The following is a 22,175-nucleotide window of genomic DNA, read 5'->3' on the forward strand; positions in this document are numbered from 1 at the left end:
GAATCCCTCTCGCATGGCGATTCTTTCGGACAAGTGGATCCGCGACAAGGCGATGAACGAAGGGATGATCGAGCCCTTCGTCGAGGCGCAGCGGCGCGAGGGGTGCATCTCTTACGGCCTGTCGAGCTTCGGCTATGACGCGCGGGTCGCGCCCGAGTTCAAGATCTTCACCAATGTCGACAGCGCGGTGGTCGATCCCAAGGATTTCGCCAGCAACAGCTTCGTCGATCGCGATACCGATGTCTGTGTGATCCCGCCCAACAGCTTCGCGCTCGCCCGCACGGTCGAATATTTCCGCATTCCGGAGGACGTGCTGGTCATCTGCCTCGGCAAGAGCACCTATGCGCGCTGCGGAATCATCGTGAACGTCACCCCGCTGGAACCCGGCTGGGAAGGCCATGTGACGCTGGAGTTTTCCAACACCACGCCGCTGCCCGCGAAGATCTACGCCAACGAGGGCGCGTGCCAGTTCCTGTTCCTGCAGGGCAACGAGCGGCCCGAAGTCACCTATGCCGACCGCGCAGGCAAATACATGGGCCAGCGCGGGGTGACTTTGCCGAGGCTATGAGCGTCGGCCGCTTTCCGTTCTGGCGGGTAGTTCCCGGCCAGCGAAGCGGCGAATACATCCTCCCCGTCATGCCCCCGGCGACCGCCGGACCCGATGGCGCGCCGCATATCATGGGCGGTGTCGCGCTGGCGGCGATCGTCGATGCGATGGGACTCGACAGCGAGTTGCCGCTGCTCTGGGCACAGGTGCAATTCCTCGGCCCGACGCAGCATGCCGAGGAGCTGGTGGTCGCGGTCGAGCAATGCGGCGGCGGGCAGGCGGTGGCACAATATGCGGGCTCCGCCAGCGTCAACGGGCGCCCGACCCACCGTGCAAGCGGCGCGCTCGGCTATCGCGAGCCTTACGAACAGACGCTTTTCGCGCAGATGCCCGACCTGCCCGGTCCCGATGCCGCGACACCCGTCGAGATCAGCCATTCCTCCCCCGGCGGACTGCCCGACCAGTTCGAATATCGCGTGGCCTTGTATGACGAGGCGCGCGGAATGCAGGCGATATGGACCCGCAGCCGCGCGGATTTCGCCGTCGATGCGGGATGGCTGGCGATCATCTCCGACCTCTTCCTCGGCGCGCATTCGGCCTCGCGCGGCGGGTCGAGCCTCGATGCCATGTTCCGCTTCGTCCAGGGGACCGATCCGGGCTGGGTGCTTTCGGTGATCGAATTCGCCGCCTTCGACCGCGGCGTGGTCCATGGGTCGGCGCGGCACTTTGCCGAGGACGGACGGTTGCTGGCGATATCGAGCCAGACCGGCGTGCTGCCGCGCATCCCGCGCGGGGCATAGCCGAAGGCGCGCTTTCCTACTCCCGCGAAATCGGGTTTGCTTGCCTCCCCATGCGCGATCCAACGAACCAGTCCTTCCACGATGACAATTGGCGTGGGCCAAGGCGACACATTTGCGCGCGGCTCGGTGACACATCGCCGGCATGGGGTGTCATCAGCCTTGGTGCGAATGACGCTTTGCGCCCAATGGTGACACTTCCGGCCGCGCAGAGTGACAGGGGCGGCATTAATTCCCTGGACCGTGTTCCATGTGTTCCATCCTGTTGGATTGGCACTGACGCTACGTCTTTGACTCCGGCCCATGTGGCGCGCATTCAGGCGGGCAAAGGAGAGAGAATCCATGGCTGACCGCGAATTCGACATCATCGTCTATGGTGCCACCGGCTACACCGGCCGCCTCGTCGCCGAACACTTCGTGCGCGAATACGGCAACAAGGCCGACGGTCCGAAATGGGCGATGGCGGGTCGCAGCATGGCCAAGCTGGAGGAAGTGCGCGGCGAGATCGGCGCGCCGTCCTCGACCCCGCTGGTGGTCGCCGATGCCGACGATCCACTGAGTCTCGAAACCATGTGCAACCGGACGAAGGTCGTGCTGACCACCGTGGGGCCCTACCAGCTTTACGGCGATGCGCTGGTTGCCGCCTGCGTGAAGACCGGGACCGACTATGCCGACCTTTGCGGCGAGCCCGCATGGATGCGTGAGCAGATCGACCTCCACCACGAGGCAGCGAAGAAGAGCGGCGCGCGGATCGCCTTCTCTTCCGGATTCGATTCCATCCCCTTCGACCTCGGTGTCTTCATGCTGCAGCAGGAAGCGGTGAAGCGCCACGGCTCGCCCGCACCGCGCGTGAAGGGCCGCGTTCGCGGGATGCAGGGCACGTTCTCGGGCGGCACGGCGGCCAGCCTGACCGCGACGGTGAAGGCGGCAGCCAAGAACCCCTCGATCATCAAGGTGCTCAACAGCCCATTCGGCCTGACGCCCGGATTCGAGGGGCCCGACCAGCCCAGCGGCATGATCCCGCGCTACGAGGACGAGCTCGGCAAGTGGGCCGCGCCCTTCATCATGGCGACGATCAACACCAAGAACGTCCACCGCACCAATTTCCTGCGCGACTTCCCCTACGGGAAGGACTTCCGCTACGACGAGATGATGCTCACCAGCCCTGGCGAAGCGGGGAAGGCGGCGGCCAATGCGGTTATGGAAATGCTCAAGAACCCCTTCGGCGCCAAGCCGCCCGCGCCGGGGGAAGGGCCGAGCAAGGAAGAGCGCGAGAACGGTTACTACGATGTGCTCTTCGTCGGCGAATGGCCGGATGGGAAGCGCATCCATTACGGGGTCAAGGGGCGGTACGATCCGGGCTATGGTTCGACCAGCCGGATGCTGGCGGAGACGGGCATGGCATTGCTCGCCAGCGATGCCGAAGGGGGTGTAGGCACGCCCGGCTCGTTCCTCGGCGAAGCGTTGGTCGAACGCCTGCGCGATCATGCCGAACTGACCTTCGCCGTGGAGGATTGAGGAACGACGGCGGGAGAGGGCCGTTTCGGGAAGCAACAAGGGGAGAGAAGAAATGGCTACGATCGCCGCCATACTGGGTCGCATCCTGCTGGGTGCGCTGTTCATCTTCGCAGGCTTCGGCAAGGTTATGGATCCTGCCGGGACCGCAGCCTACATGGAAGCCGAGTCACCGATCCCGGGCAGCCTTGCACTGGCCGTGGGCGTGTTCGAGATCGTCGCCGGGCTTGTGCTCGCGAGCGGCTTCATGACGCGGCTGGCCAGCGTGCTGTTGATCGGCTTCACCGCGCTTGCGACGCTGTTCTTCCACGAGAAGGTCACCGACCAGCTGCAGGCGGCAATGGCGCTCAAGAACCTCGCGGTGATCGGCGGGCTGATGATGGTCTTCGCCTATGGCCAGGTGCGCGGCCAGGTCGGCACCTGGCGCGAACGCGACCGGGCGCATGACGCCGAGGTCAAGGCGGCCCATGCCGAAGGCAAGGCCGAAGGGCTAACCGAAACGCGCGCCGACTAGAAGCTGGCGCGCAGGTTGGCGCTGAAATTGCGCCCTGCCATCGGCACGTAATCCTTGGTGAAGCTGGCGTGGCGCCGGGCCGTCACGTCGAGGATGTTGTCGGCCTTGAACACGATCGCGATATTCCTGTCGCCACGAATGGGCCGCCACGTGAAGCTCGCGTTGAGCAGGGTGAAGCCCTCGGTCTGTGTTTCCAGCGGTGCGGTCCGCGTCATGTCATCGGCCCATTCGACCTCGACCCGCGCGTCCCATGGATCGCTCTGCGCCTCGAGCCCGGCCGTCAGGCTGAGCGGCGGGATGCGCGGCAGTGGCGTGCCGTCGGCAAGCTTGGCATCGATGTAGTCGCCCTTGAGGTCGAGGAGCACCGATACCGGCCCGTTGTCGATAAAGGCCCAGCTCGCCTCGCCTTCGACCCCGGCATAGGTCGCATCGCCCTGCCGGTATTCGTAGACAGGGAGGCCGTCCTCCACATCGCCTGTCGCGGCCTGGTAGATGTAATTGTCGAACCAGCTCTTGAAGAACGCGAGATTGAACTGGATCGGGCCTTTGGACCCGCGGGCATAGATTTCTCCGCCCCATGCCCGTTCGACCTTCAATCCCAAATCGCCAACTTCGAACGACTGGGTGGCTATATGGGGACCATTGGCCAGCAATTCCTCAGCACTCGGCGCGCGCGAGACTCGCGACGCGTTGACGCCAAAGCGCAGTCCGCCATCGGTCTCGTAGGCAAGGCCTGCAGCACCCGACACGGCATTGAAACTGCGTGCGAACCCGATCTGGGTGGAATCGACGGATGAGTGCTCGAAACGGCCGGCAAGCTCGAGTTCGAGAGGGCCGATGTCGAACTCCTGCAGCGCGAAGCCGGCCAGCTGCTGGGTGCGGTTGGGCGAAATATAGGCCTCGTCGCCGACGGCCAGGAAGTCACGGAAATAGTACTGCCCGCCAAAAGATCCGCGCCAGTTTCCGCGATCGGCCTGGATGAACTCTAGGCGACCCTCGATCCCCTGAACGTCGAATGTCGTTCCCGGATCTCCGCCTTCGAATTCGGTGTGGGTGTAATCGCTGTAGGCGGCGCGCAGGCGGATGCGATCAAGAAATCCGTCGCCGGTCACGGCTTCGGCTCTGAGGTCGCCACGATACTGACGCAGGCCGATCGAAACTTCCTCCGCCTCCCCGCCGCCCGGGCGCGTGGGAACGCCATAGGCCGTGTCGTAAACGCCGATCGCGGCGCCAATGTTGCTCTCGCCAGCGAAGAAGGCGACGCCCGCATTGGCTGTCCAGGTCTCGGTGCCGCTGTTCGGTAGTGTCCCGCGATTGAGAGCGGCCGTGCGAAGTTCGTCAGCGGCATCTGTATCGCCGCCAAGTTCGAGAGCATCGGCCTGGCCGAGCAGTACTTCGCGCAGGGCCGGCGCGATCTGGTATCCGGCGATCGAAAGGTCGTCCGACTGGCGCCAGCTGCCGTCCACATGGCCGACAAATCCACCGCCCAGCGGGACGTCGAGCGAGCCACCGGCTTCGCGCATGTCGCTTGCCGTATCTGCTCCTACCAATGCGTCCACATGGTAGGATTCATCGGGGACCCTGCGGGGAATGCGTTTGTCGATGACGTTGATCGCTCCTCCTATGGCCGAGCTGCCGTACATCATGACGGCCGGGCCGCGCAGGACCTCCACCCTTTCTGCTGTCAGCGGGTCGATGGTAACTGCATGGTCGGCGGAAGTGTTCGAAATGTCGATCGAGCCGATCCCGTCGACAAGGACGCGGACACGCTCGCCGGAGAAGCCGCGCAACACGGGGCGGGACGCACCCGGGGAGAAACTGGTCGCAGAGACACCAGGGAGGCCGGCAAGCACTTCGCCAATCTGGCCGGCGGTGTTTTCCTGGATGGCGCGGACGTCCATCACAGAGGTGCCGGCAAGCAGATCGAGCTTCTTCAGCCCGTGACCGGTGACGACAATCTCGCCCTTATAATCGATCCGCCTGTCATGGAGGTCGTCACCGGCATCCGCCGGATCGCTGGCCGCTTCCTGCGCCGTTGGCTCGCCTGCAGGGACGGCGTCCTGCGCCAGGACGGGCTGCGGGAAGGTCAGCGCTACGAAAGAGAGCGAGGTGAGAAGAGCGGCCTTGCCGCGTGCATGATACAACATCACCGCGCCAGATAGTGGCAAGCGCTAACTACGCAAGCGATTAGTCGCCGGAACGGCGAAATTGCCGGACGAAATGCGTGATGCAGTGAAAAATGGAGCGGGCGAGGCGATTCGAACGCCCGACCCTCACCTTGGCAAGGTGATGCTCTACCCCTGAGCTACGCCCGCTCACTGACGCTACCGGAACCAAGTGGTCCCGGTGGGGAGGCGGCCAACTAGCAGCGGGTTTTGAGTCCCGCAAGCCCAAAAAGCGCTTTCTTGGAAGCGGCCTTGCCACGGCCCGTGCGCCCCTTCACATTGGCGCGACAAGTCCCACATGGGGCGCTGGAATTTCACGCAGAAAGGCGGATCAAAGTGGCGAGCATGGGTCTCAGCATCGACGAACAGAAGGCCGTGGACCGCTTCCGCAGTGAGGTGGTCGAGCCGTCGATGAGCAAGCTCGTCATTCTCGACTTCTACGCCGACTGGTGCGGACCGTGCAAAGCGCTTGCGCCGGTGCTCGAGAAGGTCGCAGGCGAGTACGCCGACAAGGGCGTCGAGTTGCGCAAGATCGATGTCGACAAGGAGCAATTCATCGCCGCCCAGTTCCAAGTCCAGTCGATACCGACAGTCTACGCCATGTTCCAGGGCCAGCCCGTCGCCGACCTGACCAATGCGCGCAGCGAATCGCAGCTGAAGCAAACGCTCGACCAGATCCTTGCCCAATTGCCGATCGAAGGCGGCGAGGTTGATGGCGGGGCGCCGCAAAAGGACGTGTCGCAATTCGTCGAGATGGCCGAACAGGTGCTGGCGGAAGGTGATGCGGAGCGTGCTGCGGGAATCTTCGGCCAGGTTGCGGAAATGGCACCCGACAATGCTGCCGCGCATTCCGGCCTGGTCCGCGCTCTCGTCCAGGCAGGTCATGTCGAAGCGGCGCAGGCGGCCATGACCTCGGCTGAAGCAAACCCGGCTGTCGCCGCAGACCCTGCTTTGGCACAGGCAAAGACTGCACTGGAGCTTGCAGGCAATCGCGTCGACGACAGCGAACTGGCCGAGCTAAAATCCAAGGCTGCGGGTGGCGACATGGATGCGCGCTATGCCTATGCCGAGGCGGCATTTGCTGCCGGCGACCGCGACGGTGCGGCCGACGAGCTGCTGGCAATGTTCGAGGCCGATCGCGAGTGGAACGAAGGCGCGGCCAAGTCCAAGCTGCTGCAGATCTTCGAAGCCGTCGGGCTGGAAGATGCCTGGGTTGTCGCGACACGCCGCCGCCTCTCGCGGCTGCTGTTCGGTTAGGGCGCGCGTGAGCACGAAGCTTTCCATTTTCCCCCTGCCCGGCGCGATCCTGTTCCCGGGACTGCAATTGCCGCTGCACATCTTCGAGCCGCGCTATCGCGAGCTTGTCGGCCATGCCCTGGCCAAGGACCGCCTCATCGGCATGATCCAGCCGCAGCGTTCGCGCGAAGGCGCCCCGCTCTACGAGATCGGCTGCGTCGGCCGCATCGGTGATGTTGAGGCGCTGGAAGACGGGCGGTACAATATCGTCCTCGACGGCGAGGCGCGCTTCCGCGTGATCCGCGAACTCGAGGTCAAGACGCCCTTCCGCCAGGTCGAGGCGGAGATCATCGAGGATCCGGAAAACCAGTACCTCTCCAGCGTCGAGCGGGCCGGCTTCGAATTCGAGGCGCGCCGCTTCGCCGATGCGCAGGGATATTCGGTGGACTGGGACTCAGTGTCGCGGCTCGATGACGAAACGCTGATCAATGGTGTCGCGCAGATCATCCCCTTCGACGCGGCGTCGAAGCAGGCATTGCTCGAGGCGCCCGACCTCGCCAACCGGTGCGAGCTGATGATCCAGCTGATGCAGTTCTTCGCCCTGCGCGACGACGGCGACGAGATCGTCACCCTGCAGTAGGGCCTAGAGCCCGAAAGAGTTCTTCAAGCCGTCGATCACATATTGTGCGGCGAGGGCTGCCAACAGCACGCCGAGCAGGCGGGTGATGACCGCTTCGACGCGGTCGCCGAAAATCTTCATCAGCGGGCCGGCAGCGATCAGTGCCAGCATCGTCAGGAGCAGGACCGCAGCGAGCGCGGCCAGGACGATCAAGGTCCCTTCGAGACCCTTGGCATTGCTCATCAGCAGCATGATCGAGGCTATTGCGCCGGGGCCGGCCAGCATCGGCATGGCCATGGGGAAGACCGATACGTCCTCGATCTCGGGCGTGGCGGCCACTTTCTCTGCCCGCTCTTCGCGGCGCTGGGTGCGTTTCTCGAAGACCATCTCGAAGGCGATCCAGAACAGCATCAGGCCGCCGGCGATGCGGAAGCTGTCGAGCTCGATATGCAGCGCGCCAAGGAGGTCCTCGCCGAACAGGGCAAACACCAGCAGGATGGCCGAAGCGATGATCGTCGCGCGGATCGCCATGTTGCGGCGCTGGGCCTGCGACGCGCCCTTCGTCAGTCCCGCATAGATCGGCGCGCAACCTGGCGGGTCGATCACGACGAAGAGAGTGATGAAGGCGGAGATGAAGAGCTGGGTCATTGTGTCGGCGCCGCTACAGCGACCTCGAGCATCTTGTCCATGCCAGCGGGCGAGTTCACGTAGACGGTTAGGTCGCGCGCGTTGTCATCGCGGACATTCAAGTGCCAGGACAGGGTGCCGTCGGCAGACTCGCCGAAGAACTGGCGCTTTGCTCCGTCTGCCTGGACAAACATATTGGAACGCTGGCATTCCGCGACGACAGTACGAATGAACTCGGGTGCTATGAGCGGCTCCGCCAGAACGTCGCCCTGGTCCATGACCCACTTGTAATCGCCGTTCTTCTGGCGCTCCCAGACGGTCGTAAAATAGCCATGCGTGCCGTTCGGCCGCTGCCAAGCACCGCGGGTGACCGCCAACGAGCCGTCGCAGCTCGACCAGACTTCGTGCGGCTGCCACTTCACTGCCTCGGCAGGATCGGTCCGCTTCTTCAGCCAATCCTGCGCATTGACCGGTTCGGGCACGAACATGGTGGCATCGCCGGTCGCATATTCACGAAAGGCGGTCCACTGACCCTTTTCCTGTGCGCGCCTGGCGAAGGCGAGTTCTGTGGCCACCACTTCGCTCGGCTTGGCGGTCGGCGTGAGGAGCCGGGCATAATAGTCGCGCGGTCGCTGCGGCGATGCCGAACAGGCGGCAAGCAAAACCGCCAGCGAAAGCGCGACGATTCTCACAAGGCGTCCTCGGGCAAGTCGAGGCCCTCATTGCGGTAGGCTGCGACAATCGCGTTTCTCAGGAGAACGGCAATTGTGGTCGCCCCCACACCGCCCGGGACAGGCGTAATGGCGCGGACATGGTCGAGTGCCTCGTCGTAGGCGACGTCACCGACGATGCGACCCTTCTCCTCACCAGCTTCGGGTGCGAGGCGGTTGATCCCGCCATCAAGCACGATCGCGCCCGGCTTCAGCCAGTCACCCTTGATGAGATGGGGCACGCCGACTGCGGCGACGACGATATCTGCGCGGCGGAGCACTTCGGGCAGGTTGCGCGTGCGGCTGTGCGCCATCGTCACCGTGCAGTTCTCTGCGAGCAGGAGCTGCGCCATGGGCTTGCCGAACAGGATCGAGCGACCGACCACGACGGCGTCCATGCCGGAAAGGTCGCCAAGCATGTCCTTGAGGATCATGGTGCAGCCGAGCGGGGTGCAGGACACCAGCGCATCCATCCCCAGGACCAGGCGTCCCGCATTGGCCGGGGTGATGCCGTCCACGTCCTTGTCGGGGTCGATTTCCGCGATCACCGCTTTTTCGTCGAGGTGATTGGGCAGCGGCAGCTGGACGAGGATGCCATCGACACTGCGATCAGCATTGAGCTTGCGGACCAGTGATACGAGTTCGTCCTGCGGGGTGTCGGCGGGCAGGCGGTACTCGAAGCTCTCCATGCCCACGGCAACGGTCGCCTTGCCCTTGCTGCGGACGTAGACTTCGCTGGCCGGATCCTCGCCGACGAGGACCACGGCAAGGCCCGCCTTGCGACCCGTCGCCTGCTCGAAATTCGCCGCGTGCTCGCCCACGCGTGCGCGGAGCTTCGCCGCGAAGGCCTTCCCGTCGATAATTTCCGCGCTCATCAGCCGAAGGCCACCGAGCCGAGAACGATCAGGACGATGTTGAGGAGGATGATCAGCACGATTGGCGAGAAATCGATCGCGCCCGTGTTCGGCAACAAGTTGCGGATCGGTCGCAGCACCGGTTCGAACAGCCGATTGATGGCATCGTAGAAGGCGGCGAGGAATTCGTTCGACCGTCCCACCACGTTGAATGCGAACAGCAGCCCGATGATGAACTGGATGATGATTAGCATGATCACGATCGAGGTGATCATGTCGACGATCTGGTAGAGTGCCACGAGGCCTGTCATTTCAGTCGCGTTCCCGTCGGTTGAAACTTTGTCGGTGTCCTACAAGAGTGGCACGGAGCGCGCCACCCCCGAAGCGGCAGTGTCACCCGGCGCTGACGAGCGTACCCGCACCGCGCGCGGTGAAGAATTCGAGCAGCATCGCGTGAGGCACGCGCCCGTCGAGGACGACCGCCGCCTCGCACCCGGCCTCGACCGCCTTCACGCAGGTTTCGAGCTTGGGAATCATGCCGCCGCTGATCGTGCCGTCTTCGCGCAGGCGCGCGATGTCGGCCGGCCTGAGGTCGGTCAACAGATTGCCCTGCTTGTCGAGCACGCCGGTCACGTCTGTCAGCAGCAGCAGGCGCGCAGCGCCCAGGGCCGCGGCCAGCGCGCCCGCCATCGTATCGGCATTGATGTTGTAGGTATGTCCGTCCTCGCCAACGCCAATCGGCGCGACGACCGGGATCATACCGGCAGCAGTCGCGGTTTCGAGCACTGTGGTGTCGACTGCACTCGGCTCGCCCACGAAACCGAGGTCGAGCGCCTTCTCGATATTGCTGTCCGGGTCTTTTTGCGTGCGCTGCAGCTTGGTCGCGGTGACGAGGCCGCCGTCCTTGCCCGAAATGCCGATCGCCTTGCCGCCGGCACGCGCGATCGAGCCGACGATCGCCTTGTTGATCGCGCCGGACAGGACCATTTCAGCTACGTCCGCGGTCTGCTTGTCGGTGACACGCAAACCATCGACAAACCGGGTTTCGACACCCAGCTTTTCGAGCATGGCACCGATCTGCGGCCCCCCGCCGTGGACGACGACAGGGTTGATGCCCACCGCCTTCAACAGGACCACGTCCTCGGCAAATTCGCGCGCGGCCTGCTCGTCGCCCATGGCGTTGCCGCCGTATTTCACCACGAAGCTCTTGCCCGCGTAGCGCTGGAAATAGGGCAGCGCTTCGATCAGCGTTTCCGCCTTGGCGTGGATCGTCGAGAGGTCGGTGTCGGTCATGCGGGCCGAACTAGCGGGGCGGGAAAGGGGAGGAAAGCGGTTTTACCCGCTCCTATCCCTGCAGGGCATCGACTTCCGCCGCGAGACTGGCGAAGTCCTTGTGTCCCGTGACCGGCGCAACCCGCTCTGCCCACAGCGCGTCGATCTGTGCTGCAATCGCAGGCGGGACCTGCTTTGCATCGCTTCCCTCGGCCTTCACCTTGCTCGATTCAAGATCATGCAGGCCCAGCATTTCCGCCATGCCCTGCTTGATCATCGCGTCGTCGAACTTGTCCTTGTGTTCGTACATGAACTCGCGCGTCGTCAGCGCATCGACCCGGTCGATCATCGCGTCGTCGGCGTCGATACCTAGGAAGCCGGCCATCTTCCGGATCATCGCCTCCTTGTTCTTCACCATCCAGCGGTAGGTGACGAGCAGCGTATCTGGCTCGTTGCGGCGCGCGTACCAGCTCAGCAAGTGCGTGTAGTAGTCGCAGCCGCCCGGCCCGCCCATCATCCAGAGCGGAAAGAATTCTTCCATCGGGATGGTACCCGGCTCGAACAGGTAGCCCGAGAAGAAGCGGTGGAACGAGTGGTAGGTTTCATGCGGGTCGCGCAGCGTCACGATGTAACGCATGCCCGGCTCCAGGCGCTCGTATTCGCGGTGTGACTTGAAGCCTCGCGGTGACGCCTTCTGCGGCACATTCATGTCGAAATTGTTCTGTTGCGCAGTGTCTTCCCACGGCGTCATGCGGCTGATGTCGTCGAAATCCATGTCCGCCTCGCCGGTTGCAGCGAGCATTCGCAGCTGGTGGAACATCTGCTGGGTCATGGTGGTACCGCTCTTGGCCCAGGAGGTGATGAAGACATCCCCGTCATGCGGTTCATAGGTGCGATAGTCAGGCCTCTCGATCGCCTGCATCGCGCCGAGGTTCGTTCCCACTTCTTCGATCGAGCGCGCAAGACGCCCCAGTCCGACCGTCATCCCTGTCTCCCCCTGCAAGGCGCGTCCCCGCGGGAACTATGCCATCGCGACCGCGACGAGGGAAGGCAGAGCTACTTTTCGAGCGCCCAGGGATTGGCTGCATGCTTCTTGGCGGCGATTTCCGCCTGCTGCTTTGCCGTTTCTTTTGGGGAGGGCACGCTGCAATAGGCGAGCAGCAGCACGCTGGCGCCGAACCACAGCGCGCGCCATCGGCTGGCAAAGACGGTTCCGAGTCGTGGGCCGAACATGGCCGTCATCCTAACTCGCGAGAGTTAACGAGCGCCTCCCATTCGCCATTGCGGCGCGGATTGCGCAGGTCCATGCTCGCGCACGGAGAAAAGAGGAGGAGAGGACGATGCAGCATCTGGAAGGCAAGGTCGCATTCGTGACCGGCGCAGGCTCAGGTATCGGGCTAGGCATTGCTCAGGCTCTCGCCGCTGCGGGAGTCAAGGTCATGCTCTGCGATATCGAGCAGGCCGCGCTCGATCGCGCGGTGGAGGGACTTGCCGCGACCAACGCCGACGTCGCCGGTGTTCGCGCCGACGTCAGCCTCAAGGAAGAGCTCCAGAAGGCTGCGGACGAGACCATCGCGCGCTTCGGCAAGGTCCATATCCTCGTCAACAACGCTGGCGTCGGGGGCGGCGCAGAATACGGCAAGTGGACCGATGCCAGCTGGAACTGGACCATCGGGGTCAATTTGATGAGCGTCGTCTGGGGCATCGAGGTCTTCGGCCCGCTCATCGAGAGCCACGGCGAGGGCGGCCAGATAGTTTCCACGGCTTCGATTGCCGGGCTCATCGCCGCAACAGGTCCGTCCTACAATGTCACCAAGTACGGCGTGGTCGCCCTGAGTGAAGGGCTGCGGGTCGACCTTGCCTCGCGCGGGATTGGTGTGTCGGTGCTGTGCCCGGGCTTCATCAGGACGCAGATCATGGATTCGCGTCGCAACGTTCCTACCCGTTTCGGCGAGCTCGAGCAGCAGAACGAGGGCGATGGCGCCGCCGAGTTCGTCCAGCTGGCGCGCGAGGCGATCGAGAACGGGATCGACCCGCGCTATGTCGGGGAACTGGTCCGCGAAGGGATCGAGGGCGACTGGCCCTACATCTTCACCGACCTCCAGTTCGAACCGCTCATCAACGAACGCTTCGCCAATATCACTGCAGGCTTCGACCGCATCCGTGACCGGGTGCCTCAGCGCTAGCTGCGCTCGAACACCTTCGTCAGGGCATTCGGCAGCAATTCGTCGCGCATCGGGCTGTCGCTGAGCAGGCTGATGTAGAGGATGTAGAGCATGGCAAGCAGGTAGAGCAGCATGACGAGCCGCAGCGCCTCGTTGAAACTCTTCTTGCGCGTCTTGTGGCGGAACAGCGAACGGCCCGCCAGCGCGCCGGGCAGACCGCCGAAAAGCGCCAGCGTCAGCAGCGTGCTTTCGCGGATGCGCCATTCGCCGGCTTCGGACCGGGCCTTGTCGATGCCGAACATGGCGAAGGCCGCGAAGTTCATCGCGATCAGGAAGTAGGCGAAATATTCGGTCATCGGGGCATGCGACTCATCGGCTCTGCCATCGGTCTAGCGCGCAAGGCTTAACGGATCGCGCTACGGAACATCGACAATGGCCCGCAGACGATTCGTATCGCGAAGGAAACCGCAACCGGCCCGCTTTGACGCGCGCTGGCAGAAGGCGCGGGCGCGGCGCTCGCAGTGGCGGCGCATCCGACTGACCGGCTTCGATGCGCCCGAGATGGACGGCGCCTGCGCTGCCGAGCGGACCAGGGCGCAGGAGGCCAAGCGCGCGCTTCACGCCTGGCTCGCCGGGGGGCCGTTCGAATGGAACGGCGGCGCCGATCCCCCGCGCGACAAATACGGCCGCGAGTTGCGCGCGGCGCGGCGGGGCAAGGACGAGCTTGCCGACCACATGATCGGCCTCGGCCTCGCCGAAGGCGGCGGCTGGACGACGCAGCGGATCGACTGGTGCGCATGAAGCGATGCGAGGGGCGGTCTCCCGCCCCTCGCACCAGTGTCCCCTAGCGGTTGTCCAGCTGCGCCCGCACGGCGAGGAGGCCGGCGCGGGTGACGCGGTAGGGGCCGCCGCCGTGGCTGGCGATGAAGCCGCGCTTCTTCAGCCGCGCGAAGGTCGCCATCTTGCAGTCGACCAGCACGTAGCCGTCGCGATTGTAGCATTCGACCGCGCTGATCGGCGGGCGGCCCTTGTTGCCGGAAACCTCGCCGTCACGACGCACGAGGATCTGCCCGCCTTGGGCGAGCGCGTGGAGCGTGCGCTGCTCCGCTTTCGAAATATTCATGGGATGCTTGTCCGCTGTCCTTGGACGCGCGCGACGCGAAGGAACGCGCGCGGGGTCGGCGGCCGCCCGGTCTGACGGGGCACCGCCGGCGAAGGCCATGCGCTCACCCACCCATCAGGGGGCAGGGCACGGCGATCAGCGGAAGGCAAGCTCTGTCATAGTACTCCTGCGGCGGAGAATAACGCCGGTGGGGCGGCGCGGTCAATCGCGAGCGTGGAGACCTAGGCCTCCGCACGTGCCTTGGTGATGATGGCGGTGATTTCGTCGAGCAGGGCGAGGCGCTGCTTCTTGAGTGTCTCGAAGCGTTCGTCGCTTGCCGCCTCGGTTTCGGCCTCGATGCGGTGCACCTGGCGGTTCACCTCGTGATATTCGTCGGCGAGCCGCGCGAAATGCGCATCCTCGGTCTTCAGCCGCGTGACCAACTCGCGATCGCGGGCGAAGATCTGGGTCAGTTCGTTGGGTGTGTGCTGCGACATCTGGGCGTGCATCCTTGTCCTGGAGTGATTTTGCAGGACCGATGCTAGCGAGCTGGCGCGGCGCGTCGTTGAGGTGGATCAATTTGGGATAGTAGTGTTGAGACTTGCGCTTTACTCTAGCAGCTATAACAAAGCTTTATGTCTACCCTGCATCTCGTACCCGATGACATCCGGTCAAAGTATGTCGTTCATGAGTGGCGCAACGCTACAGGCGTTCTCACCACTGCGTGCGGGGACGAGTGGTCGGACATTCTCACAGTTCTGCGCGCGTTTGAGCTTACTCGAAGCGACATCCTAACTGCTGGCGGACGAAAATCGCCGATTGCCGAGAAGATTGATGGGCGCTTCTACGACCTCGGTTGGGAAGAGAAGAATTTCGATACAAAGATCGAGGTTGATGGTCGCGAATACGAAAGCCCCACGCACAGTGTTGACTGCTTTAAGGGCCGCGTTGGGGTGGAAGTTGAATGGAACAACAAAGATCCGTTTTACGATCGGGATCTCAACAATTTTAGGTTGTTATTCGATCTAAGGGTTATCGATGTAGGGGTCATAATCACCCGAGCAAGCGAACTACAAGCTATCTTCAAAGAATTGGGCAAGGGCTCCAGTTACGGATCATCAACCACACACCACAGCAAGCTCATTCCGCGCTTGGAAGGTGGCGGAGGCGGTGGATGCCCAATCCTGACATTCGCGATCTCGCCAGAGCTGTACGTCGATGACAGCTAGCTACTCGGCTGGAATGGAATTGCTGGAACTGTTGTAGTTGTAGGTTTCCCAATCTGGCTTGTAGGACTCATCAGCCTGATTGCCCCAAACCGTCCAGCCCTTACGCTTTCCGCGACTAAACAGCTCAATTCGCGGCCCCCAACTACAACCCTCAATAATAGGGTACTGCTCATCAGGCTTGCGCGAATGCTCGCGCTTGCGGCTCCGGATCACATTTACTTGGCTTCGACCGGGCTGAAGGGTCCGAACATTCTTGCCACGAACTCCGAAAAGAAGGATCTCCGTCACGTTGCGGAAATAAAATCCGACACCGCGCCCATCTGGACCTCCGTCCTTCCGAACCTTCTCCCAGATGATGTTTGATACGTAGCGGAAGCCCCAAGCCTCCATCACTTGCAAACCTTCCGGAAGTAACGCGTTAGGCACCCATAGATAGAGATGCGCGCGGTCCGCCGAGATATCTTGAACTGGTAAAGCACAAATATCGGCTAACTCCATCGTTCCATAACGATTTAGCCGTTTGTGCTCGGGCGCAACCTTTCCGGTCCTATTCTGGAACTGCCAAGGCGGGTCCGCCAGTATCGTAGCAAACTCTCGGCCATCGGCGGCTCGCAGCAGGTCGGCTCCGGGACTTTTGCTACCTTCCGGGTCCAGCATCTACGCCTCCTGTTGCGGAACAAAAGGAGATCTGAATCACCACAGTCCCTAAGTCAACCCAATAGGTCCGATCCCGACGGATCACTCCGCCGCCTGCGCTCCGGCTTCGTCCCCGAACAGGCCCGGCCCCTCGTCGCCCGCGCCGTCTTCCTCGTTCGCAGCCTTGGCCTTGTTGCGCTTGTCGAAGCTGGCCCAGACGTCGTTCCAGTTGCCGCGGGTCGCGCCCTTCGAATATTCGGTCGCTCGGGTTTCGAAGAAGTTGGCGTGCTCCACGCCGTTCAGCAGCGGGGCGAGCCAGGGCAGCGGGTGATCGTCGACCATGTAGATCGGCGAGAGGCCCAGCTGGCCCAGGCGCCAGTCGGCGATGTAGCGGATGTACTTCTTGATTTCCTTCGCGGTCATGCCGCTGACCGGGCCCATTTCGAAGGCGAGGTCGATGAAGTTGTCTTCCAGCCGCACCGACTTCTGGCAGATGTCGATGATGTCTTCCTTGACCGCCTTGGTGTAGCAGTCGCGCTCGCGCACGAATTCGTGGAACAGGCGCACGATGCCTTCGCAGTGGAGGCTCTCGTCGCGAACCGACCAGCTGACGATCTGGCCCATGCCCTTCATCTTGTTGAAGCGCGGGAAGTTCATCAGCATGGCGAAGCTGGCGAACAGCTGCATGCCTTCGGTGAAGCCGCCGAAAGCCGCCAGCGTGCGGGCGATATCCTCGTCCGTGTCGACGCCGAAGACCTGCAGGTAATCGTGCTTGTCCTTCATTTCCTCGTATTCGAGGAAGGCCGAATATTCGCTTTCCGGCATGCCGATCGTGTCGAGGAGGTGCGAATAGGCCGCAATGTGCACCGTCTCCATGTTGGAGAAGGCGGTGAGCATCATCTTCACCTCGGTCGGCTTGAACACGCGGCCGTACTTGTCGTGGTAGCAATCCTGCACCTCGACGTCGGCCTGGGTGAAGAAGCGGAAGATCTGGGTGAGCAGGTTACGCTCGTGCTCGGTGATCTTCTGCGCCCAGTCGCGGCAGTCTTCGCCCAGCGGAACTTCTTCCGGCATCCAGTGGATCTGCTGCTGGCGCTTCCAGAACTCGTAGGCCCAGGGGTATTCGAAGGGCTTGTAGGTCTTGCGGGCTTCCAGCAACGACATCTTGTATCTCCACGTATTCGGCCGAACGACTCATATAGGGAATCACGGGCCGGATTCGAAGGCAAGAGGTTATGATTCGGCGGGGATAAGCCGGGATAATTTCACGCCTTTGCGACGAGCCGTCGGAACACCGCAGGAGGGCCTGCGTTCACTTCCACGGAACAAGTTTCCGGGGAACAGCGGGCCTGGTCCGGTTTCCCCTTTTGCGGGCTCTGCCTGCGAACCCCGGCGCCCCGCCCCTCGCAAGAGGGGTGGGGTGTCAATCTTTCGGGCAGTCGCGGAAGCGAACTATTTCCAGAACCAGCGGTGCTGCGCACCGCGGCGGGCGCGCTCGCGCCACATGCGGATGTAGAGCCACAGGCCCGAGAAGGCGAAGAACAGCAGCGCGAAGCCCGACAGGATCGAGATTGCCGTGCCGGCGGGGCCGAATTCCTCGCCCGAATGGAGATGGTGGAAGAAGCCGACCCAGGCGCGCGGACCGGTCTCGGGCCGCGGCGGCGAGCAGCGCCAGCCTTCGGGGCAGGTGAAGCCGGCGGGCGGTTGCTGCGCGGCGAGCTCGGCCGCGCTCGGCTCGGCCACCGGCCACAGCGATGCGCCGTGACTCAGCAGGCCGGTAGCGGCGATAAAGAGCAGGAAGACGGCGAAGAAAACAGAAAGCCAGCGATGCCACTTGCGCATCCGAAAGTCCTTTTTGCGAGTGATTTGCAATTGCAGATACAGTGCGGCCCAAGGGATGCAAGCGGCATATTGTCGCGATGTGTCGCGGAGCCAGAACCGCGATCGGGTTCATTATGGTCCGAATTGCTTGCCAGACTGCGGGAAGGGACTATTCTCCGCCCATGATAAGGTCGCGAGACGAAAGCGCTCCGGACCACCGGAGGCATGAAAATGTTGTCGCGGCTGCCGAAGCAGCCCTTGCCGGCGAAGTCGATCCGTCCCGCTGGCCTGCCGAACTTGCCGCCGCCTATGAAGGATCTCTGGAGCAGCGCCAGTTCACGCAGGGACGCCTGCTGCTATGGACCGGGCTGGCTGTCGCGATCGCTTCGATCTTAATCGACTTCCTCGTCATTCCCGAACATGCCCCCCTGATGCTCGCCCTCAGGCTGGTGTTCGTCTTCCCGCTGCAAATCGCCGCCCTGCTCATGCCGGCCAGGTTCCTCGGCATGCAGAAAATGCTCATGGGCTGCTCGATCGTGAGCTTCGCCGCGATTCTCCTGATCGGGGTCCAGTGGGCGCCCCCCCTTTCGGCAGCGTACATGGCGATCGGTCCGGTCGTCCTGATCGGCGTTGCAGCCCAGGTGCTGCCCTATTCGCCGAAGGAGATCGGCGCGCTCGTCCTGGCGTTCGGCATCGTCACCGGGTTTGCCATCGTAATGGTCGATGCGCCCGCAGTGCGGGACCCGGTCTTCCTCGGCATCCTGATCGCCACCCTCACCGTTTCGCTCCTCCTGCCGCACCGGATCTGGGCGGCAGAGGCGCGCAACTTCCTGATCGCCCGGCAATCCGAAAAGCGACTGGCAGACCTCGAGGAAACCAATCGCGCGCTCGAAGACCTGTCGCGCAAGGACCCGCTCACGGGCCTCGCCAATCGCCGCCATGCGACCGAGGTATTCAACCGCCACTATGACGCGGCACCCGCCACGGGCGAAGCGCGGGTGGCCGTGATGATGGTCGACATTGACCACTTCAAGGCCTTCAACGACCGCTGGGGCCACCAGCTCGGCGACGAGTGCCTGCAATCGGTGGCAGAAGAGCTGCGCCACAGCGCGGCACGCAATGGCGGTCTCGCCGCGCGCTTCGGTGGCGAGGAATTCGTGCTTATCCTGAGGGCAGACAGCGCTGCCCATGCTTTCAAGCTGGCGGACGACCTGCGCACCGCGGTCGAGCGTATCGAGATTCCGCACGAGGAAACCAATGGCACGGCGACACTGACGACAAGTATCGGCGTCGCCATGCACAACGGAACCGGAAAGCCCGAGCTCTCCCCGCTACTCGGGGCCGCCGACGCGGCGCTTTATGCGGCGAAGGCAGGCGGCAGGAACCGGTGCGAGATGGCGGCCTGATTGGACGTTCGGGACGAGACGTTCTCATCCTGCGCCCCCCTGCGAAACGCTCCTCGGCTCCAGTCATTGATTTGGCAGAAGGAGATTTTGCATGACCGATATTTCGCAGATCAAGGAACACATGGAAGTCATCGGCGCTGACGGCGTCCACGTCGGCACCGTCGACGGCGTCGAAGGTGACCGAATCAAGCTGACCAAGAAGGATTCGGGTGCCCAGATCGAACAGGCCGAGGGCAGCCACGAAGGCCACCACCACTACATTTCGACCGGGCTCGTAGCGGGCATCGAAGGTGACAAGGTCCGTCTCAGCGCGACCGGTGCCAACGCGGTGAACTTCGAAGAAGAAGAGGGCGGCCAGCAGGGCTGAGCGGCCTTCCGGTCAAAGAAAAACCCCGGCCCGCATTCAGCGGCGCCGGGGTTTTCTGTGCGCGACCGTCTGCCGGTCCTATTGGCAGGCGAGGCATTCCTCGTAATCGGTCTGCTCGCCGGCGCTGGCCGACAGCTCGATCTTGGCCGCGTCGGCGGTGTTATCCGCTTCCACGCCGCCCGCGAAACCGGCGCGCTGCACGCTCTTTGAGCGCAGGTAGTAGAGCGACTTGATGCCCTTCTCCCATGCCTGGAAGTGCAGCATCATCAGGTCCCACTTGTCGACGTCGGCCGGGATGAACAGGTTCAGCGACTGGGCCTGGTCGATATAGGGCGCGCGGTCGGCGGCGAATTCGAGCAGCCAGCGCTGGTCGATCTCGAAGCTGGTCTTGAACGCGGCCTTTTCTTCCGGCGTCAGGAAATCGAGGTGCTGGACGCTGCCGCCCTTCTCGAGGATCGAGTTCCACACCGCGGTCGAATTCTTCGACTTCTTGTCGAGGATCTTTTCGAGATACGGGTTCTTCACGATGAAGCTGCCCGACAGTGTCTTGTGGGTGTAGATGTTCGCCGGGATCGGTTCGATGCAGGCGCTGGTGCCGCCGCAGATGATCGAGATCGACGCGGTCGGCGCGATCGCCATCTTGCAGCTGAAGCGTTCCATCGCACCGGTTTCTTCCGCGTCCGGACAAGCGCCGCGTTCCTGCGCAAGCACGAGGCTGGCTTCTTCCGCCTTGCCGCTGATGTGCTTGAACATCTTGAGATTCCAGACCTTTGCCATCGGGCTTTCGAAACCGATGCCCTTCTGCTGGAGGAAGGAGTGGAAGCCCATCACGCCCATGCCGACGCTGCGCTCGCGCATCGCCGAATAACGGGCGCGGGCCATCTCTTCGGGAGCGTTGTCGATGTAGTTCTGCAGCACGTTGTCGAGGAAGCGCATGACGTCCTCGATGAAGCGCTTGTCGTCCTTCCACTCGTCCCACTTTTCGAGGTTGAGCGAGGACAGGCAGCACACCGCCGTACGGTCGTTGCCGAGGTGGTCGATACCGGTCGGCAGAGTGATTTCGGCGCACAGGTTCGAGGTCGAGACCTTGAGGCCGAGTTCGCGGTGATGCTTGGGCATCATCCGGTTCACCGTGTCGGAGAAGACGATGTAGGGCTCACCCGTGGCAAGGCGGGTTTCGACCAGCTTCTGGAACAACGAACGAGCATCGACCGTCTTGCGGACCGAGCCATCCTTGGGGCTCACGAGATCGAATTCCTCACCCGCACGCACCGCTTCCATGAATGCGTCGGTGACGAGCACGCCGTGGTGCAGGTTGAGTGCCTTGCGGTTGAAGTCGCCCGAAGGTTTGCGGATTTCGAGGAACTCCTCGATCTCCGGGTGCGAGACGTCGATGTAGCAGGCGGCCGAACCGCGGCGCAGCGAGCCCTGCGAGATTGCCAGGGTCAGGCTGTCCATCACGCGGACGAAGGGGATGATGCCGCTGGTCTTGCCGTTGAGGCCGACCGGCTCGCCGATCCCGCGGACATTACCCCAATAGGTGCCGATGCCGCCGCCCTTGGAAGCGAGCCAGACATTCTCGTTCCAAGTGTTGACGATGCCGTCGAGGCTGTCGCTGACCGAATTGAGGTAGCAGCTGATCGGCAGGCCGCGCGTCGTGCCGCCGTTCGACAGGACGGGTGTCGCGGGCATGAACCACAGGTTCGAGATGTAGTCGTAAAGGCGCTGGGCGTGATCCTGGTCGTCGGCAAAGGCGTCGGCGACGCGGGCGAACAGGTCTTGGAAATTCTCACCCGGCAACAGGTAACGGTCGATCAGCGTTTCCTTGCCGAAATCGGTCAGGTTCTCGTCACGCGCGGTGTCGGTGACGACGTTGAATCGGCGGTCGAGAATCTTCTTGCTGTCGTCCTTGACCTCGGCCTTGGCAACAGCCGCCATCGCACCGGCCAGCGCCTCGCCGGCGGCTGCGGTGACCAGATCGTCACTACCCTTGTCGCCCTTGTCCATCGTTACTGCCATTTCCGGGGCCTGTTCGGGCGCCTTCTGTTTGCTGGTGGTTTCGTTCGTATCGGCGGCGGTGTCGGTATCCAGATCCAGTGCCATCGCCATATCGTCCCCAGTCTTGAAATCCATCGTGTGCCCGCCCCTGTCAGTCCGGTCGTTTGCCCCGCGAAACCTGCCCTCTTGCCGGGTCAATGTTCCGCTTGTGTTCGAGTCGGCGAGCCAAGATTCTCGCCTAGCATTTTCTGTCTGGTCCGGGGCGAAAACTTATCCCCCGTCTGCCCACAGGCCAGCGCGCAAGGAGCCTGCTCCCCATATGGGGAGGATTGGCTCATCCGCTAGGTCTTGTGGGTACCCCCGGTATCCCGACCACTAGATACTGAATCAGCCGGGACTCCCACGCAAGAGGGTTGATGAAGTTTTAATCGTTCGGACGGGCCTGAAATGGAGGTGTCGTGCAATGCTGCAACGCCGCGACGCGTGGACAAAGCTGGACTTTGCGGACGCGCAAGCCCGAAAATGAATCCGTGAAAAAAATTATGCGGGCAAAAATGATGCTGTCGGCTTGTGAATCCTTCGAATCCCGGAGCGC

Annotated in this window: 26 protein-coding genes and 1 tRNA gene; 11 read left to right on the forward strand and 16 right to left on the reverse strand. The window is 63.1% G+C overall.

What is annotated here, in order from left to right:
* The first annotated feature begins 13 nt into the window (after nt 1–13).
* The 4 genes from dcd (at nt 14) to IRL76_RS13985 (ending at nt 3,373) form a co-directional block, all read left to right on the forward strand.
* Nucleotides 14–568: a dCTP deaminase gene (gene dcd / locus IRL76_RS13970; protein ID WP_173212812.1), complete on the forward strand. Its 555-nt coding sequence runs from the start codon at nt 14–16 to the stop codon at nt 566–568.
* Entirely contained in the window at nt 565–1,347 is a 783-nt protein-coding gene (locus IRL76_RS13975) for a thioesterase family protein (RefSeq protein WP_200981919.1), read from the forward strand. Before dcd ends, IRL76_RS13975 begins: the two co-directional genes overlap by 4 nt.
* Nucleotides 1,348–1,686: 339 nt before the next feature.
* A complete protein-coding gene (locus IRL76_RS13980) occupies nt 1,687–2,862 on the forward strand; it encodes a saccharopine dehydrogenase family protein (protein ID WP_200981920.1) in 1,176 nt (391 codons plus the stop codon).
* Between the two features lie 52 nt (nt 2,863–2,914).
* The gene (locus tag IRL76_RS13985; protein ID WP_200981921.1) at nt 2,915–3,373 is read left to right on the forward strand and encodes a DoxX family protein; all 459 of its coding nucleotides are present in this window, start codon (nt 2,915–2,917) and stop codon (nt 3,371–3,373) included.
* On the opposite strand, the gene IRL76_RS13990 is transcribed toward IRL76_RS13985, so the two are convergent.
* Both IRL76_RS13990 and IRL76_RS13995 read right to left on the reverse strand, forming a co-directional pair.
* Nucleotides 3,370–5,520: a TonB-dependent receptor gene (locus tag IRL76_RS13990; protein WP_200981922.1), complete on the reverse strand. Its 2,151-nt coding sequence runs from the start codon at nt 5,518–5,520 to the stop codon at nt 3,370–3,372. The two genes, IRL76_RS13985 and IRL76_RS13990, sit on opposite strands and share 4 nt — an antisense overlap.
* 93 nt (nt 5,521–5,613) lie before the next feature.
* Nucleotides 5,614–5,688, reverse strand: a tRNA-Gly gene (locus IRL76_RS13995).
* A gap of 195 nt (nt 5,689–5,883) precedes the next feature.
* Between IRL76_RS13995 and IRL76_RS14000 the strand changes: the two genes are divergently transcribed.
* On the forward strand, nt 5,884–6,795 hold the full coding sequence (locus IRL76_RS14000; RefSeq protein ID WP_200981923.1) for a tetratricopeptide repeat protein: 912 nt from the start codon (nt 5,884–5,886) through the stop codon (nt 6,793–6,795).
* Nucleotides 6,796–6,802: 7 nt separating this feature from the next.
* On the forward strand, nt 6,803–7,414 hold the full coding sequence (locus tag IRL76_RS14005; RefSeq protein ID WP_246449836.1) for an LON peptidase substrate-binding domain-containing protein: 612 nt from the start codon (nt 6,803–6,805) through the stop codon (nt 7,412–7,414).
* A gap of 3 nt (nt 7,415–7,417) precedes the next feature.
* On the opposite strand, the gene IRL76_RS14010 is transcribed toward IRL76_RS14005, so the two are convergent.
* The 7 genes from IRL76_RS14010 to IRL76_RS14040 all read right to left on the reverse strand — a co-directional run bounded on the left by IRL76_RS14010 (nt 7,418) and on the right by IRL76_RS14040 (nt 12,089).
* Nucleotides 7,418–8,041, reverse strand: coding sequence for a MarC family protein (locus tag IRL76_RS14010; RefSeq protein ID WP_200981925.1), 624 nt, complete (start codon nt 8,039–8,041; stop codon nt 7,418–7,420).
* The gene (locus tag IRL76_RS14015) at nt 8,038–8,712 is read right to left on the reverse strand and encodes a Cif family virulence factor (RefSeq protein WP_200981926.1); all 675 of its coding nucleotides are present in this window, start codon (nt 8,710–8,712) and stop codon (nt 8,038–8,040) included. Before IRL76_RS14015 ends, IRL76_RS14010 begins: the two co-directional genes overlap by 4 nt.
* Complete coding sequence (gene folD, locus IRL76_RS14020) at nt 8,709–9,605, reverse strand: bifunctional methylenetetrahydrofolate dehydrogenase/methenyltetrahydrofolate cyclohydrolase FolD (protein ID WP_200981927.1); 897 nt, start codon at nt 9,603–9,605, stop codon at nt 8,709–8,711. The genes IRL76_RS14015 and folD overlap by 4 nt, the downstream gene beginning before the upstream one ends.
* On the reverse strand, nt 9,605–9,895 hold the full coding sequence (locus tag IRL76_RS14025; RefSeq protein ID WP_200981928.1) for a YggT family protein: 291 nt from the start codon (nt 9,893–9,895) through the stop codon (nt 9,605–9,607). The genes folD and IRL76_RS14025 overlap by 1 nt, the downstream gene beginning before the upstream one ends.
* Before the next feature lie 82 nt (nt 9,896–9,977).
* On the reverse strand, nt 9,978–10,877 hold the full coding sequence (argB, locus tag IRL76_RS14030; RefSeq protein ID WP_200981929.1) for an acetylglutamate kinase: 900 nt from the start codon (nt 10,875–10,877) through the stop codon (nt 9,978–9,980).
* A gap of 52 nt (nt 10,878–10,929) precedes the next feature.
* Nucleotides 10,930–11,841 (reverse strand): sulfotransferase domain-containing protein, encoded by a 912-nt coding sequence (locus tag IRL76_RS14035; protein ID WP_200981930.1) that lies wholly within the window; start codon nt 11,839–11,841, stop codon nt 10,930–10,932.
* A gap of 71 nt (nt 11,842–11,912) precedes the next feature.
* Entirely contained in the window at nt 11,913–12,089 is a 177-nt protein-coding gene (locus IRL76_RS14040; protein ID WP_200981931.1) for a hypothetical protein, read from the reverse strand.
* 107 nt (nt 12,090–12,196) lie between these two features.
* On the opposite strand from IRL76_RS14040, the gene IRL76_RS14045 reads away from it, so the two are divergent.
* On the forward strand, nt 12,197–13,042 hold the full coding sequence (locus IRL76_RS14045) for an SDR family NAD(P)-dependent oxidoreductase (protein ID WP_200981932.1): 846 nt from the start codon (nt 12,197–12,199) through the stop codon (nt 13,040–13,042).
* On the opposite strand, the gene IRL76_RS14050 is transcribed toward IRL76_RS14045, so the two are convergent.
* Complete coding sequence (locus tag IRL76_RS14050) at nt 13,039–13,377, reverse strand: DUF1294 domain-containing protein (RefSeq protein ID WP_200981933.1); 339 nt, start codon at nt 13,375–13,377, stop codon at nt 13,039–13,041. The two genes, IRL76_RS14045 and IRL76_RS14050, sit on opposite strands and share 4 nt — an antisense overlap.
* A 76-nt stretch (nt 13,378–13,453) precedes the next feature.
* Here IRL76_RS14050 and IRL76_RS14055 point away from each other — a divergent pair, with 76 nt between their 5' ends.
* Nucleotides 13,454–13,822: a thermonuclease family protein gene (locus IRL76_RS14055; RefSeq protein ID WP_200981934.1), complete on the forward strand. Its 369-nt coding sequence runs from the start codon at nt 13,454–13,456 to the stop codon at nt 13,820–13,822.
* 43 nt (nt 13,823–13,865) lie between these two features.
* Here the strand turns inward: IRL76_RS14055 and IRL76_RS14060 are convergent, their stop codons facing one another.
* Together IRL76_RS14060 and IRL76_RS14065 are read right to left on the reverse strand one after the other, a co-directional pair.
* Complete coding sequence (locus IRL76_RS14060) at nt 13,866–14,144, reverse strand: YjhX family toxin (RefSeq protein WP_200981935.1); 279 nt, start codon at nt 14,142–14,144, stop codon at nt 13,866–13,868.
* A gap of 221 nt (nt 14,145–14,365) precedes the next feature.
* Complete coding sequence (locus IRL76_RS14065) at nt 14,366–14,620, reverse strand: HP1242/YdcH family protein (protein WP_200981936.1); 255 nt, start codon at nt 14,618–14,620, stop codon at nt 14,366–14,368.
* Nucleotides 14,621–14,758: 138 nt separating this feature from the next.
* On the opposite strand from IRL76_RS14065, the gene IRL76_RS14070 reads away from it, so the two are divergent.
* Nucleotides 14,759–15,352: a BglII/BstYI family type II restriction endonuclease gene (locus IRL76_RS14070; RefSeq protein ID WP_200981937.1), complete on the forward strand. Its 594-nt coding sequence runs from the start codon at nt 14,759–14,761 to the stop codon at nt 15,350–15,352.
* Here the strand turns inward: IRL76_RS14070 and IRL76_RS14075 are convergent, their stop codons facing one another.
* The 3 genes from IRL76_RS14075 to IRL76_RS14085 form a co-directional block, all read right to left on the reverse strand.
* Nucleotides 15,353–16,009 (reverse strand): MT-A70 family methyltransferase, encoded by a 657-nt coding sequence (locus IRL76_RS14075; protein WP_200981938.1) that lies wholly within the window; start codon nt 16,007–16,009, stop codon nt 15,353–15,355.
* 81 nt (nt 16,010–16,090) lie between these two features.
* Complete coding sequence (locus IRL76_RS14080; protein ID WP_200981939.1) at nt 16,091–17,152, reverse strand: ribonucleotide-diphosphate reductase subunit beta; 1,062 nt, start codon at nt 17,150–17,152, stop codon at nt 16,091–16,093.
* 288 nt (nt 17,153–17,440) lie between these two features.
* Complete coding sequence (locus IRL76_RS14085; protein WP_200981940.1) at nt 17,441–17,830, reverse strand: PepSY domain-containing protein; 390 nt, start codon at nt 17,828–17,830, stop codon at nt 17,441–17,443.
* 161 nt (nt 17,831–17,991) lie between these two features.
* Here IRL76_RS14085 and IRL76_RS14090 point away from each other — a divergent pair, with 161 nt between their 5' ends.
* Complete coding sequence (locus IRL76_RS14090; protein WP_200981941.1) at nt 17,992–19,215, forward strand: GGDEF domain-containing protein; 1,224 nt, start codon at nt 17,992–17,994, stop codon at nt 19,213–19,215.
* A gap of 91 nt (nt 19,216–19,306) precedes the next feature.
* A complete protein-coding gene (locus IRL76_RS14095) occupies nt 19,307–19,582 on the forward strand; it encodes a DUF2171 domain-containing protein (protein WP_200981942.1) in 276 nt (91 codons plus the stop codon).
* 78 nt (nt 19,583–19,660) lie between these two features.
* Here IRL76_RS14095 and IRL76_RS14100 read toward each other — a convergent pair whose 3' ends face one another.
* Complete coding sequence (locus IRL76_RS14100) at nt 19,661–21,715, reverse strand: ribonucleoside-diphosphate reductase subunit alpha (RefSeq protein ID WP_200981943.1); 2,055 nt, start codon at nt 21,713–21,715, stop codon at nt 19,661–19,663.
* Nucleotides 21,716–22,175 lie beyond the last annotated feature (460 nt).

The organism is Qipengyuania soli, assembly GCF_015529805.1.
Classification (GTDB): domain Bacteria; phylum Pseudomonadota; class Alphaproteobacteria; order Sphingomonadales; family Sphingomonadaceae; genus Qipengyuania; species Qipengyuania soli.